Annotated in this window: 10 protein-coding genes; 5 read left to right on the forward strand and 5 right to left on the reverse strand. The window is 39.1% G+C overall.

What is annotated here, in order from left to right:
• Nucleotides 1–52 precede the first annotated feature (52 nt).
• The gene (gene sppA, locus DPV95_RS00885) at nt 53–1,915 is read right to left on the reverse strand and encodes a signal peptide peptidase SppA (RefSeq protein ID WP_111406454.1); all 1,863 of its coding nucleotides are present in this window, start codon (nt 1,913–1,915) and stop codon (nt 53–55) included.
• 110 nt (nt 1,916–2,025) lie between these two features.
• Here sppA and DPV95_RS00890 point away from each other — a divergent pair, with 110 nt between their 5' ends.
• The gene (locus DPV95_RS00890) at nt 2,026–2,580 is read left to right on the forward strand and encodes a nitroreductase family protein (RefSeq protein ID WP_049367510.1); all 555 of its coding nucleotides are present in this window, start codon (nt 2,026–2,028) and stop codon (nt 2,578–2,580) included.
• 40 nt (nt 2,581–2,620) lie between these two features.
• Here the strand turns inward: DPV95_RS00890 and metX are convergent, their stop codons facing one another.
• Nucleotides 2,621–3,706, reverse strand: a complete 1,086-nt coding sequence (gene metX / locus DPV95_RS00895; protein ID WP_111406455.1) for a homoserine O-acetyltransferase MetX — start codon at nt 3,704–3,706, stop codon at nt 2,621–2,623.
• A 157-nt stretch (nt 3,707–3,863) separates the two neighbouring features.
• On the opposite strand from metX, the gene DPV95_RS00900 reads away from it, so the two are divergent.
• The 4 genes from DPV95_RS00900 (at nt 3,864) to DPV95_RS00915 (ending at nt 8,242) form a co-directional block, all read left to right on the forward strand.
• Entirely contained in the window at nt 3,864–4,565 is a 702-nt protein-coding gene (locus DPV95_RS00900) for a SanA/YdcF family protein (protein ID WP_111406456.1), read from the forward strand.
• Nucleotides 4,566–4,731: 166 nt separating this feature from the next.
• Nucleotides 4,732–6,084 (forward strand): lysine-sensitive aspartokinase 3, encoded by a 1,353-nt coding sequence (gene lysC, locus DPV95_RS00905; RefSeq protein WP_111406457.1) that lies wholly within the window; start codon nt 4,732–4,734, stop codon nt 6,082–6,084.
• 129 nt (nt 6,085–6,213) lie between these two features.
• Nucleotides 6,214–7,512, forward strand: a complete 1,299-nt coding sequence (purA, locus tag DPV95_RS00910) for an adenylosuccinate synthase (protein ID WP_111406458.1) — start codon at nt 6,214–6,216, stop codon at nt 7,510–7,512.
• A 64-nt stretch (nt 7,513–7,576) separates the two neighbouring features.
• Complete coding sequence (locus DPV95_RS00915) at nt 7,577–8,242, forward strand: DUF484 family protein (protein ID WP_111406459.1); 666 nt, start codon at nt 7,577–7,579, stop codon at nt 8,240–8,242.
• Nucleotides 8,243–8,473: 231 nt separating this feature from the next.
• Here the strand turns inward: DPV95_RS00915 and ilvN are convergent, their stop codons facing one another.
• The 3 genes from ilvN to fabB all read right to left on the reverse strand — a co-directional run bounded on the left by ilvN (nt 8,474) and on the right by fabB (nt 12,280).
• The gene (ilvN, locus tag DPV95_RS00920; protein ID WP_111406460.1) at nt 8,474–8,965 is read right to left on the reverse strand and encodes an acetolactate synthase small subunit; all 492 of its coding nucleotides are present in this window, start codon (nt 8,963–8,965) and stop codon (nt 8,474–8,476) included.
• Complete coding sequence (locus DPV95_RS00925) at nt 8,965–10,689, reverse strand: acetolactate synthase 3 large subunit (RefSeq protein WP_111406461.1); 1,725 nt, start codon at nt 10,687–10,689, stop codon at nt 8,965–8,967. Before DPV95_RS00925 ends, ilvN begins: the two co-directional genes overlap by 1 nt.
• Before the next feature lie 370 nt (nt 10,690–11,059).
• Complete coding sequence (gene fabB, locus DPV95_RS00930; RefSeq protein WP_111406462.1) at nt 11,060–12,280, reverse strand: beta-ketoacyl-ACP synthase I; 1,221 nt, start codon at nt 12,278–12,280, stop codon at nt 11,060–11,062.
• Nucleotides 12,281–12,435 lie beyond the last annotated feature (155 nt).

Below are 12,435 nucleotides of genomic sequence, written 5' to 3' on the forward strand. Positions count from 1 at the left end.
GATAAAAATAAAGGGCGGAAATTACATTCCGCCCTTTTTTATACTTTACGAATTACTTAACTGAACCACAATTTAAACAATATAAATACTGCCCTTTTGGATCATTAAATTGACTTAACACATTCAGTTGTTTTTTCACTTGATACACTTCCTGTGGCAGTCCCAACCAATTTATCAGTAACGCTTGACCTTTTTGTTTAAGCTTGCGATCTAATTTAGCAAAGAAACTATTATCTTCATCCACCAACCATTGCACACTAAAATTATCCATGTATTTATCAGGATGTTGATTGACTAGTGCGGCCACTTTATCAATGGCTACATCAATATCGCCTAATTCATCCACTAAGCCATTTTTCTGTGCATCTTGCCCTAACCAAACTTGGCCCTGAGCAATTTTATCCACTTTATCTTTTGATAATTGACGACCACGGCTTACCACCTCTAGGAAACGATCATAACCATTTTCGATACTAAGTTGATAAATATCCTGTGTATTTTTACCCAATGAACTTAAAGCTGACGTTTCCGCGAGATCCGTTGTCGCTACGCCATCAGTACTCATTCCCATTTTTTTGATTGTATTTTCAAAGGTTGGGAATAATGCAAAAATCCCGATTGAACCCGTAATCGTATTTTTATCTGCCACGATATAGTCGGCAGTTGAAGAAATCCAATAACCGCCAGAGGCTGCCATGCCCCCCATGGATACCACAACAGGTTTACCTGCTTTCTGAAGGTTTTCAGTTTCTTGGCGAATAATTTCAGAGGCAAACGCACTGCCTCCCGGTGAGTTAACGCGCAGAACAACCGCCTTCACTTTCTCGTTATCGTAGGCCTGTCTTAATAACTTCGCGATGGTATCGCCACCAGCTGATTCTTCATCGCTTTCACCATCAATAATGGTCCCTTCGACATTCACTACCGCAACGATATTTTTTTCATTTGGATCCACAGAAAAACGATCGCCTAAATCAGATAAATAATCTTCAAAATCCACTAATTTGGCTTTGCCCTCTTCACCTTGACCAAAAAGTGCGGTCAATTTTTTATCTAAATCCAATCTTGTTGCAAACTGCGTCACTAACTGACGTTTCTTCACATAAGCCGTTTCATCACCTTTTAATGCTTTTAAATCGCTAATATATTTTTGTGCACTCGGCAACACATCATTGGCTGTAATATGGCGATTAATCATTAATGTTTGCATATAATTCTGCCACATGCCACCAAGCCATTTTTCCATGTTCGCTTTTGCTTCTGGCGACATATCATCACGCAAGAACGGTTCTACCGCGGACTTATAAGTCCCTACACGGAAAATATGAGGTGTGATTTCAAGTTTTTCGAGCATAGATTTAAAGTAAAGATTTTCCTGACGCAAACCTTGAATACCGACTTGCCCAATCGTACTGAGATAAATGTCATCCGCAAAACTCGCAAGGAAATATTGTGCCTGCGTGTAATTATCGGCATAAGCAATAACTGGCTTTTCTGACTCTTTAAAACTTTGAATCGCTTTTCCTACATACTCTAATGATGGAAGATCGCCCCCTTCAAAGTCATTTAAATTCAGTACTAAACCACGAATTCGTTCATCATCTTTCGCAGATAAAATACTTTGTACCACATCAAACGTGGAATATTTATACGAAACCTTTTCATTATTTAAACGTTGAAATTCCTCTTGCCAACTCAGCATATCTTCCGTGTTATCTGCAAGATAGCCTGTTAAATTTAAATATAATGCGCCTTGATCGCCCGATAAAACTTGACTTTTCTTACCATCACTAAAAAGGCTGACAAGCACAATCAATGCTAAAACAAACAGTAAGAACACAAAATTTATCACAAGATTTCGGATAAAATTGAGCGCTTTACAACAAAATTTCAATACGCTTAAGATGACATTCATGCGAAATTAAACCTTTAGAACAGAAATAAAAATTGTGCGTAGCCTATCATAAAGTCCTATGAAAAACTATGCTATAATCAACCGCACTTAACTAGAAGAAGGAAAATACTATGGATGCATTAACCCTTTTAACACAACGCAAATCGAATAAAAAATTAACCGCGCCTGCACCTAGCCAAGTGCAATTAGAACAAATGTTTCAAGCCGCTTTACATGCTCCTGATCATGGTAAACTTGAACCTTATCATTTTGTAGTAATCCAAGGCACAGGTTTAAGTAAATTGGAAAGCTTACTCAAAGCAGCGGTGACTGAATTTGATTTAGGTGAAGAGCGATTAAAAAAAGCAGAGAATTTTGCACGCCGTGCGCCGATGGTCATTGCAGTGATTGCTAAAATTAATCATGAAGTGAAAAAAGTACCGGGTTGGGAACAAATGCTTACTGCAGGTGCTGCAACTTATGCGATTCAACTTACGGGTAATGCTCTTGGTTTTGAAAGTTTTTGGGCAACTGGTCCTCTCGTTGAGGGACGTGAATTACGTGAAGCATTTGGTTGTGACAAAAATGATAAGATCGTTGCCTTATTACAAATTGGTACAGCGGCTGAAAAATTAGAAAGAGACTGTAAACCAAAAGATTTATCACGTTTCGTGAGCCATCTATAAAGATCAAAAAAGGCGGAGATTTCCGCCTTTTCTATTGTTCTTATTCAAACTCGCCTTCTAATCCACTTCGGATTTTATTTTCAAACGCTGTATAGTCCACTAAAAATGCATCGTGACCATAATCCGATGGGAACTCGTAGAATCTTAAATCCACGCCAGCTTGCTCTAAAAGCTGTTTACTTTTATGCAAATCAATGGATTTAAATAGTTGATCTGTTGTCACTGAAACCAATGTATAGCAGGCTTTAATTCGAGATAAGGCTTTTTTTACATCCGTATACCCTACGCTAGGATCATACAGATCGAGAGCTCGCAATAAATGCAAATAGGTGTTGGCATCAAAGCGCTCTAAGAATTTTTTACCTTGATAACTCAAATAGGATTCCACTTGGAAGTGATCACCCCAAAATTGTCTTTCAGATTTAGTCGCTCGTCCAAATGCCTTAGCTAACTGCACATCTGTCCGATAAGTTAACATTCCCAACATACGAGCAATAGAAAGACCTTGATTAGGCGGTGTCCCTTCATAATAATCGCCATTATTAAAATTCGGATCATTAATGACAGCCTGACGCATCACATGATTAAACCCAATGGCTTCTGCACTGAAGAAAATTGAAGAGCAAAGGTTCACAATGTTATCCATAAAATCCGGATAATCAATTGCCCATTGTGTGGCTTGCATACCGCCAAAAGAGCCACCCACTATTGCTTTTAAATGCGCTATGCCAAGATAGTCAAGTAACGCTTTTTGTACTTTAATAATATCTTGAACAATAATATTCGGGAACTGACTGCCATAAGGTTTTCCCGTAGTGGGATTAATTGAGCTTGGTCCCGTGGTTCCTTTACACCCGCCTAATACATTTGAACAAATAAAAAAGTATTTAGATGTATCAAATGCGAGACCATCCCCCATAAAATTTTGCCACCAACCATCTTTATTCGGTTCATAAAAATAAGGTTCAGCATCTCCTGTTAAGGCATGACAAATCAATACAGCATTGCTTTTATCTGCATTTAAAGTACCGTAAGTTTGATACGCGACATTAATAGGCGAAAGCTGCCCACCCAATATTAATTGGAGGGGATTGTCTTGAAAAAGCACGGCATTTTGCACAGCCATTGAAATAATAACCTTTTAAATTGGTGATTCGCCAATTATCAACAGCTTATTTTTTTTGTCAAGAAATTTTAGCCGTTTAGACGGCCAAATTTTATTCTATCCATTTCCTAGATAAATTGCACTTGAACTTACTTTAATTTTTAAGTATGTTGGTTAGATGCAACTACTCTCTCAAATGCTATCAAAAATGACCGCACTCTTAGGTCCGTTAAGCCTTCCTTTAAAAAAGCTCCTTAGCTATGTCTTGGGGTTCTCTTTGGTTGCATTAATAAGTTGTTTCATAATTGATCGTGCCGTGAGTTTCTATGTACAGGATCGCGTATATGAAGACATTGAAACACTCCCACATCGCCACTATGCACTAGTACTCGGTACATCCAAATATGTCGCCAAAGGAAAAACCAATAAATATTATGACTATCGCTTAGAGGCATCAAAACTCTTAATCGATCAAGATAAAGTCGATTATCTACTGCTAAGTGGCGATAACCGCACTATTCAATACAACGAACCACGTACCATGTTTTTGGATCTACGTAAAATGGGCGTGTCTGAAAGCGTCATGTTTAAAGATTTTGCAGGATTCCGCACCTTAGACTCTGTTGTGCGAGCAAATAAAGTTTTCCAAGTTCCTTCCTTTACGATCATCAGTCAAAAATTCCATTGTGAACGCGCGCTGCTTATTGCTAAACATTACGATATTGATGCCATTTGTTTCACCGCAAAACAGCCAGAAGTTTATTTTGGGACACGTGTCCGCGAAATGTTTGCTCGCGTAAAAGCTGTATTAGACTTAATTATCGGGGTAAAACCTTACTTTCTTGGCACACCTGAACCGCTGCCAATGCCTACTGAATAGTTAATTATTCTTTAATTTTTACCCTGTTTAATCAAAAAAGATCTAAATAAAAAGATTTTTATACGATTTTTTATCATATTTATTTGACAATTTTTACTTAAATCGCTATTTCTAATAGCCATCATAAAACACAACATCTTACTTTTTCATTTTAGAGGATTATCGTATGTCTCATTTATCGGTAGCAAAATTTGGTGGTACATCCGTCGCTAACTATTCCGCTATGCAAGCTTGTGCCAAAATCGTTATTGCAGATCCTAATACTCGCGTTGTCGTGCTTTCTGCCTCTGCTGGTGTAACAAACTTATTAGTTGCCTTAGCCAATGGCGTAGAAGCTGAAGAACGCGCAAAATTAATTGGTGAAGTCCGCCAAATTCAAGAAAATATTTTAAATGAATTAAAAGACGACAGCCGTGTTCGCCCTGCCATTGAAAAATACTTAGAAAATATTACCGCACTTTCTGAAGCCGCTAGCCTTGCGACATCACTTGCTTTAACTGATGAGCTCATTAGTCATGGTGAAATGATGTCAACGCAAATTTTCATTGAAGTATTAAGAGAATTACAGACATCTGCAACCTGGGTTGATGTACGTACTTTAGTGGCAACTAATGATAACTTTGGTAAAGCCGCACCAGATGATGCACAAACTCAAGCGAACTGTGATAATTTATTAAAACCATTAATCGATCGAGGTGAATTAGTTATAACTCAAGGCTTTATCGGGCGTGAACCAGGCGGTAAAACGACTACTTTAGGCCGTGGTGGTAGCGACTACTCTGCTGCACTTTTAGCAGAAGTATTAAACGCAAAAGATGTCTTAATTTGGACTGATGTAGCGGGTATTTATACGACTGACCCACGTATCGTACCAAATGCACAACGTATTGATACCATGAGCTTTGCTGAAGCAGCCGAAATGGCAACCTTTGGGGCGAAAGTATTACACCCTGCGACATTGCTTCCTGCTGTGCGTAGTAATATCCCTGTTTATGTGGGTTCAAGTAAAGCACCTGAAGCTGGTGGTACTTGGGTAACACGAGATCCACAACCTCGCCCAACATTCCGTGCAATTGCATTACGTCGCGATCAAACCCTACTAACGCTTTCAAGTCTCAGTATGCTACATGCACAAGGCTTCCTAGCGAATGTATTCACTATCTTAGCGAAATATAAAATTTCTGTGGATACGATCACAACCTCTGAAGTAAGCATTGCATTAACCTTAGATAAAACGGGCTCAGCGTCATCTGGTGTAGAATTACTTTCTCCGGAATTATTAGAAGAATTAAGTCAATACTGCACTGTGAAAGTTGATACAGGCTTATCTCTTGTCGCATTAATTGGAAATGATTTACACCTTGCTTCAGGTGTGGCAAAACGTATTTTTGATACTCTTGAAGGCTATAATATTCGCATGATTAGCTATGGCGCAAGCACCAATAACATTTGTATGCTCGCAATGAGCGACAAAGCAGATGACGTGGTTCGTTCATTACATAAATCGTTGTTTGAATAAAAAATTTACTAAAAGTGCGGTTAAAAATAACCGCACTTTTTTACGTTTAAAATTTGAGATTACGGCTAAAAAAGAGTAAAGTAGTCGTTTGTCTGATTTATAAACTTACGCAAACTTAAGGCGGAAATTATGGGAAAAAGTGTTGTTGTTCTTGGCGCTCAGTGGGGCGATGAAGGGAAAGGCAAGATCGTTGATTTATTAACAGATCGCGTTAAATATGTGGTGCGTTACCAAGGTGGTCACAACGCAGGTCACACTTTAATTATTAATGGTGAAAAAACCGTATTACGCTTAATTCCATCAGGTATTTTACGTGATAACGTGACCTGTTTAATCGGTAATGGCGTCGTGCTTTCTCCTGCTGCATTAATGCAAGAAATGGGCGAATTAGAAAGCCGTGGCGTAAAAGTACGTGAACGTTTATTAATTTCAGAAGCTTGTCCATTAATCCTACCTTATCACGTTGCAATGGATCACGCGCGTGAAGCCGCATTAGGTAAAAAAGCTATTGGTACAACCGGTCGTGGTATCGGTCCAGCTTATGAAGATAAAGTCGCTCGTCGTGGTTTACGTGTGGGCGATTTATTCAATCGCGAAGCCTTTGCTGAAAAATTAAAAAATATCCTTGAATACTATAATTTCCAATTGGTGAACTACTACAAAGTAGAACCTGTTGATTATCAAAAAACATTAAATGATGTATTCGCAGTAGCCGATATTATTACTGGCATGGTGGCAGATATCACAACCATCTTAGACACCGCTCGTAAAAATGGTGACAACATCCTATTCGAAGGTGCACAAGGCACCATGCTTGATATCGACCACGGAACCTATCCGTATGTAACCAGTTCGAACACCACAGCAGGCGGCGTAGCAACTGGTTCTGGTTTCGGTCCTCGTAACCTTGATTATGTGTTAGGTATCATCAAAGCATACTGTACACGCGTTGGTGGCGGTCCATTCACCACAGAATTATTCGATGAAACCGGTGCTGAAATTGCCCGTAAAGGTAACGAATTTGGTGCAGTAACTGGTCGTCCACGTCGTTGTGGTTGGTTTGATGCTGTAGCGATTCGCCGTGCGATTCAGCTTAACTCAATTTCTGGTTTCTGCATGACCAAATTAGACGTATTAGATGGCTTTGATGAAGTGAAAATCTGTACAGCTTACAAAATGCCAAATGGCGAAATCGTTGAATATGCACCATTAGCAGCAAAAGATTGGGAAGGCGTAGAGCCAATTTACGAGACCTTACCTGGTTGGAAAGAAAACACCTTTGGTGTGACTGATGTAAATAAATTACCGCAAACTTGCCGTGATTACATCAAACGTATCGAAGAAGTAACTGGCGTACCAGTGGCTATCCTTTCAACAGGTCCAGATCGTGTACAAACTATGATTTTACGCGATCCATTTACGGCCTAAAATAGCATAAAAATAAACCGCACTTTGGCACAGCCAAGTGCGGTTATTTTTTAAGGAGTTTTTGATGACTGAACAAGATATTGCTGACTACCTAAAAAATCACCCTGATTTTTTTATCCATCGTCCTGAACTACTTCAACAGCTTACCATTCCACATAGCCATGAAGAAGGGACAATTTCATTAGTCGAAGCACAACTTGCTCAGCAACGAGAACAAATCAAAACGCTTACTCAACTCCTCGAAAAATTTCATCTGCTTGCTCATCAAGAAGCGGATATCTTCTTTGCTCTTCTGCCTTTGCAGAAAAAACTATTTCAAACAGAAGACTTTATCGTCATCAATGAAAAGTTAGATGAATGGGCAAAAGGTTATGAGCTAGAAGGTGCCAAAATCTTACTTTTTACAGACAGCTGGAAAAAAAATAGCACTATTCCTGAACAACATTGGTTAGACAGAAAAGCCTTTGAACTCATTCGCTTAGAGCGTATGGGCTTACGCCAATTCTATTTAGGCGATCTCTCCAATAAAGAAAAAGCCCTGATGTTCCTTCCTGAAGAGCTCCCTATCGGCTCTGTGGCGATTTGCCGTTTAGGTGGAACACCGCAAAAACCAACCGCACTTTTACTCTTCAAATCTCGAGACACAGACCGTTTCCACAACGACCAAGACACCACATTCCTTCGACATTTAGTTGATATTGTGGAATTGCATTTGGGAAGATGGATTTAAAAGTTACTAATATCAATTAATTGATCCCGCTCACAATTTCAAAAAAATAAACTTTCTTTATTTTTCAACTCTTTCTACAATACCTTCCTTTGTTGTTTGCTTATATATCGCATTAACCAATAAATCAGAAGCTTAACATTCATTTAGAATAAACAAAAAGGAAGTCCATTATGACTTCCTTTTTTGCATTTAAAAAATGTGCGGTCATTTTTAACCGCACTTTCGAGATCATTAAAGAATATTCTTCTCTCCACGAGAAAGACTGATTAACCCTGAACGAACAATCTCAAGTAATGTACTTTCTTCTTTCACAGCCTCAACAAAAGCATCTAATTTGTCTTTTGTACCCGTTAATTGAATAGTGTAAGATTTTGTTGTTATATCCACAATCTGACCACGGAAGATGTCGGCTAAACGTTTTAATTCATCACGTGATGAACCCGTTGCTCGCACTTTCACTAATAACACTTCACGCTCTACGTGATCATGTTCACTCAAATTGATGACTTTAAACACGTCCACTAATTTGTGAAGTTGCTTTTCAATTTGCTCAAGCACTTGCTCATCTCCTACCGCTTCAATCGTCATACGAGAAAGGGTTGGATCGTCCGTAGGTGCTACGGTTAAGCTTTCAATGTTAAATGCACGTTGGGAAAATAAGCCGACCACTCGAGATAATGCACCGGATTCATTTTCTAATAAAACAGATAAAATTCTACGCATTATTCGTTCTCCTCTTGTGGTTTGCTTAAAATCATCTCATTCATCGCCCCGCCGCGAACTTGCATTGGGTAAACGTGTTCGGTTTCATCAACGTTAATATCAACAAAGACCAATTTATTTTTAATGCTGAAGGCTTCTTGTAATTTGCTTTCTAATTCATCTGGTGTCGAAATTTGAATCCCCACGTGACCATAAGATTCGGCTAACTTCACGAAATCCGGTAAAGAATTCATATAAGTTTGAGAATGGCGGCCAGAGTAAATCAAATCTTGCCATTGTTTTACCATGCCTAAGAAGTGGTTGTTCAAACAAATCACCACAACAGGAATACCATATTGTGTCGCTGTTGAAAGCTCTTGGATATTCATTTGAATACTGCCATCGCCCGTTACACAAACCACTGTAGCTTCAGGATGCGCAAGTTTTACCCCTAATGCAGCCGGTAAACCGAAACCCATGGTACCTGCACCACCTGAATTGATCCAACGGCGTGGTAAATCAAACGGATAATGTAATGCGGCAAACATTTGGTGTTGGCCTACATCCGATGCCACATAAGCTTGACCTTTTGTAATGCGATACACGGCTTCCATCACTTGCTGTGGTTTGATGACACCTGAAGTGCGGTCGAAATCCAAGCATTTTTTCACTTTCCATTCATCAATTTGTTTCCACCAATCTTCTAATTGGTTTTGAGGACGCGAACCAATTTCTTCACCTAATAAGCTTAAGAACTCATCCAATACATTTTTAGCGTTACCTACAATTGGAATCGCAACAGGGACGTTTTTAGAAATAGAGGTTGGGTCAATATCAATCTGAATCACTTTTGCATTCGGGCAATATTTATCTAAGTTGTTAGTGGTACGGTCATCAAAACGCACCCCAACACCAAGGATTAAATCACTTTCATGCATGGCTGTATTGGCTTCATAAGTCCCGTGCATCCCAAGCATACCTAAGAATTGTTTATCGGTACTTGGATACACACCTAAACCCATTAATGAAGAGGTAACCGGTAAATTTAAACGTTGTGCGAATTGTGTTAATTCTTCATGACAGCCTGCCGCAATTGCACCACCACCCACAAATAAAACCGGTTTTTTAGCCACTAATAATGCTTTTAACGCTTTCTTAATTTGACCTTTGTGACCATTTACCGTTGGATTATAAGAACGAAGCTCAACAGATTTTGGATATTCGTAAGGATATTTTAAAGTTGGATTTACCGTATCTTTTGGAATATCTACGACAACGGGACCTGGACGGCCTGTTGAAGCAATATAAAAGGCTTTTTTCAAGATCCCCGGAATGTCTTCTGCTTTTTTAACGATAAAGCTGTGTTTAACCACTGGGCGAGAAATCCCCACCATATCACATTCTTGGAATGCGTCACGACCGATTAAGCTACTCATTACCTGACCTGAAATGATCACCATTGGCACCGAGTCAGTATAAGCGGTCAAAATCCCCGTAATCGCATTGGTTGCACCTGGACCAGATGTCACTAGCACACAACCTACTTTACCTGTCGCTCGTGCATAACCATCAGCCATATGTACCGCAGCTTGCTCATGACGGACTAAAATATGTTCAATCCCACCAAGGGTATGGATTGCATCATAAATATCCAATACGGCACCGCCTGGATAACCAAATAAATACTCAACGCCTTCATCACGCAAAGACTGAACCACCATTTCCGCACCGGATAATTTCTTCATATTCTACTCCTAAAACTGACCGCACTTTTATTACTACGATTCGTTGTCAAAACAATGGAAACATCATACCGAAAGAAAATAACTTGTCTAGCATTGCAAAAGTCTAAAAAAACAAATTTAAAAGCATTAAAATCTACACAAATTAAAAAATAAAGTTTTAAATAAAGATTAAAGTAAAAAAATAAAGAGAATTGCATTTTTATATAGAGTTTTATAAAAATAAAAAAATTTTATTCTTTTGTTCAGAAATTTGAACTAGATCACATTTTAAATGTTGTTTTCTCTTAGGAGTGGAAGGAAAAGAATTGATGATAAGAAAAAACCGCACTTGGAAGCCCCAAAGTGCGGTTAGATTTTATGAGTTTTTTAATTAGCCGTTATAGCGTTTGAACACTAAAGTTGCGTTTGTACCACCGAAACCAAAGCTGTTTGACATTACAGTTTGTAAACCAGCATTTTCTTTTGTTTCAGTCACGATATTGCAGCCTTCTGCCGCTTCGTCTAATGTTTCGATATTAATGCTTGGTGCAATAAAGTCATTGTGTAACATTAATAAGGTATAGATTGCTTCGTGTGCACCGGCAGCACCTAAAGAGTGACCGGTCATTGATTTGGTTGAAGAAATAGCAGGGATTTTGTCACCAAATACATTTTTGATTGCACCTAATTCTTTTACATCACCAACCGGTGTTGATGTACCGTGTACGTTGATGTAATCAATTGGGGTATCCACAGTTGCCATTGCTTGTTTCATACAACGCTCAGCACCTTCACCACTTGGTGCTACCATGTCGTAACCATCAGAGGTTGCACCGTAGCCCACGATTTCTGCGTAGATTTTTGCGCCACGTGCTAATGCGTGTTCTAATTCTTCAACCACTACAACTGCACCACCACCTGCGATAACGAAACCATCACGGTCTGCATCGTAAGCACGAGACGCTTTTTCTGGGGTATCATTGTATTTAGTTGAAACCGCACCCATTGCATCGAATTCAGTTGCACATTCCCAAGATAATTCTTCCGCACCACCCGCGAAAACCACATCTTGTTTACCCAATTGAATTAATTCAACTGCGTGACCGATACAGTGTGCAGACGTTGCACAAGCGGAACTGATTGAGTAGTTCACACCACGGATTTTGTAAGGGGTTGCTAAACAAGCTGATACGCTTGAAGCCATGGTTTTAGTTACTGCATAAGGACCAATTGCTTTCACACCGCGTGGACCACGCACTGCATCACAAGCGACTAATTGGTTGTGCGCTGAACCGGTACCTGCACCGATTACAAGACCTGTACGATCATTTGAAACTTGATCTTCTGTTAAACCTGAATCTTCAATCGCTTCACGCATAGAAAGGTATGCATAAGCTGCCGCATCACCCATAAAACGATATACTTTACGATCGATGTGCTCGCTTGGATCAAGTTTGATTGTGCCCGCAACATGGCTACGCATTTTCATTTCAACAAACTCAGGCACTACTTCAATACCAGATTTACCTGCTTTTAATGAAGCCAAAACTTCTTCTTTGTTGTTACCGATACTTGAAATAATACCAAAACCAGTAATTACAGCTCTTTTCATTCTTTATTCCTTATGATTTAGGGGAAATTTAATTCAACTTACAGTTGTTAGCTGAACGCAATTTACTATGAAATAAAAATATTGCAAGCAATAATTCATTTGTTCGACCAGTTAAGTTTTAACCGTCTCAAAATTTCCGTGCTATTATAAAAGAG

The organism is Haemophilus parainfluenzae, from assembly GCF_003252755.1.
GTDB lineage: Bacteria > Pseudomonadota > Gammaproteobacteria > Enterobacterales > Pasteurellaceae > Haemophilus_D > Haemophilus_D parainfluenzae_N.

Bases quoted from the DNA above. Each gene is read 5' to 3' on its own strand.
- sppA (WP_111406454.1), bottom strand. From the start codon at position 1,915: ATGAATGTCATCTTAAGCGTATTGAAATTTTGTTGTAAAGCGCTCAAT.
- DPV95_RS00890 (WP_049367510.1), top strand. From the start codon at position 2,026: ATGGATGCATTAACCCTTTTAACACAACGCAAATCGAATAAAAAATTA.
- metX (WP_111406455.1), bottom strand. From the start codon at position 3,706: ATGGCTGTGCAAAATGCCGTGCTTTTTCAAGACAATCCCCTCCAATTA.
- DPV95_RS00900 (WP_111406456.1), top strand. From the start codon at position 3,864: ATGCAACTACTCTCTCAAATGCTATCAAAAATGACCGCACTCTTAGGT.
- lysC (WP_111406457.1), top strand. From the start codon at position 4,732: ATGTCTCATTTATCGGTAGCAAAATTTGGTGGTACATCCGTCGCTAAC.
- purA (WP_111406458.1), top strand. From the start codon at position 6,214: ATGGGAAAAAGTGTTGTTGTTCTTGGCGCTCAGTGGGGCGATGAAGGG.
- DPV95_RS00915 (WP_111406459.1), top strand. From the start codon at position 7,577: ATGACTGAACAAGATATTGCTGACTACCTAAAAAATCACCCTGATTTT.
- ilvN (WP_111406460.1), bottom strand. From the start codon at position 8,965: ATGCGTAGAATTTTATCTGTTTTATTAGAAAATGAATCCGGTGCATTA.
- DPV95_RS00925 (WP_111406461.1), bottom strand. From the start codon at position 10,689: ATGAAGAAATTATCCGGTGCGGAAATGGTGGTTCAGTCTTTGCGTGAT.
- fabB (WP_111406462.1), bottom strand. From the start codon at position 12,280: ATGAAAAGAGCTGTAATTACTGGTTTTGGTATTATTTCAAGTATCGGT.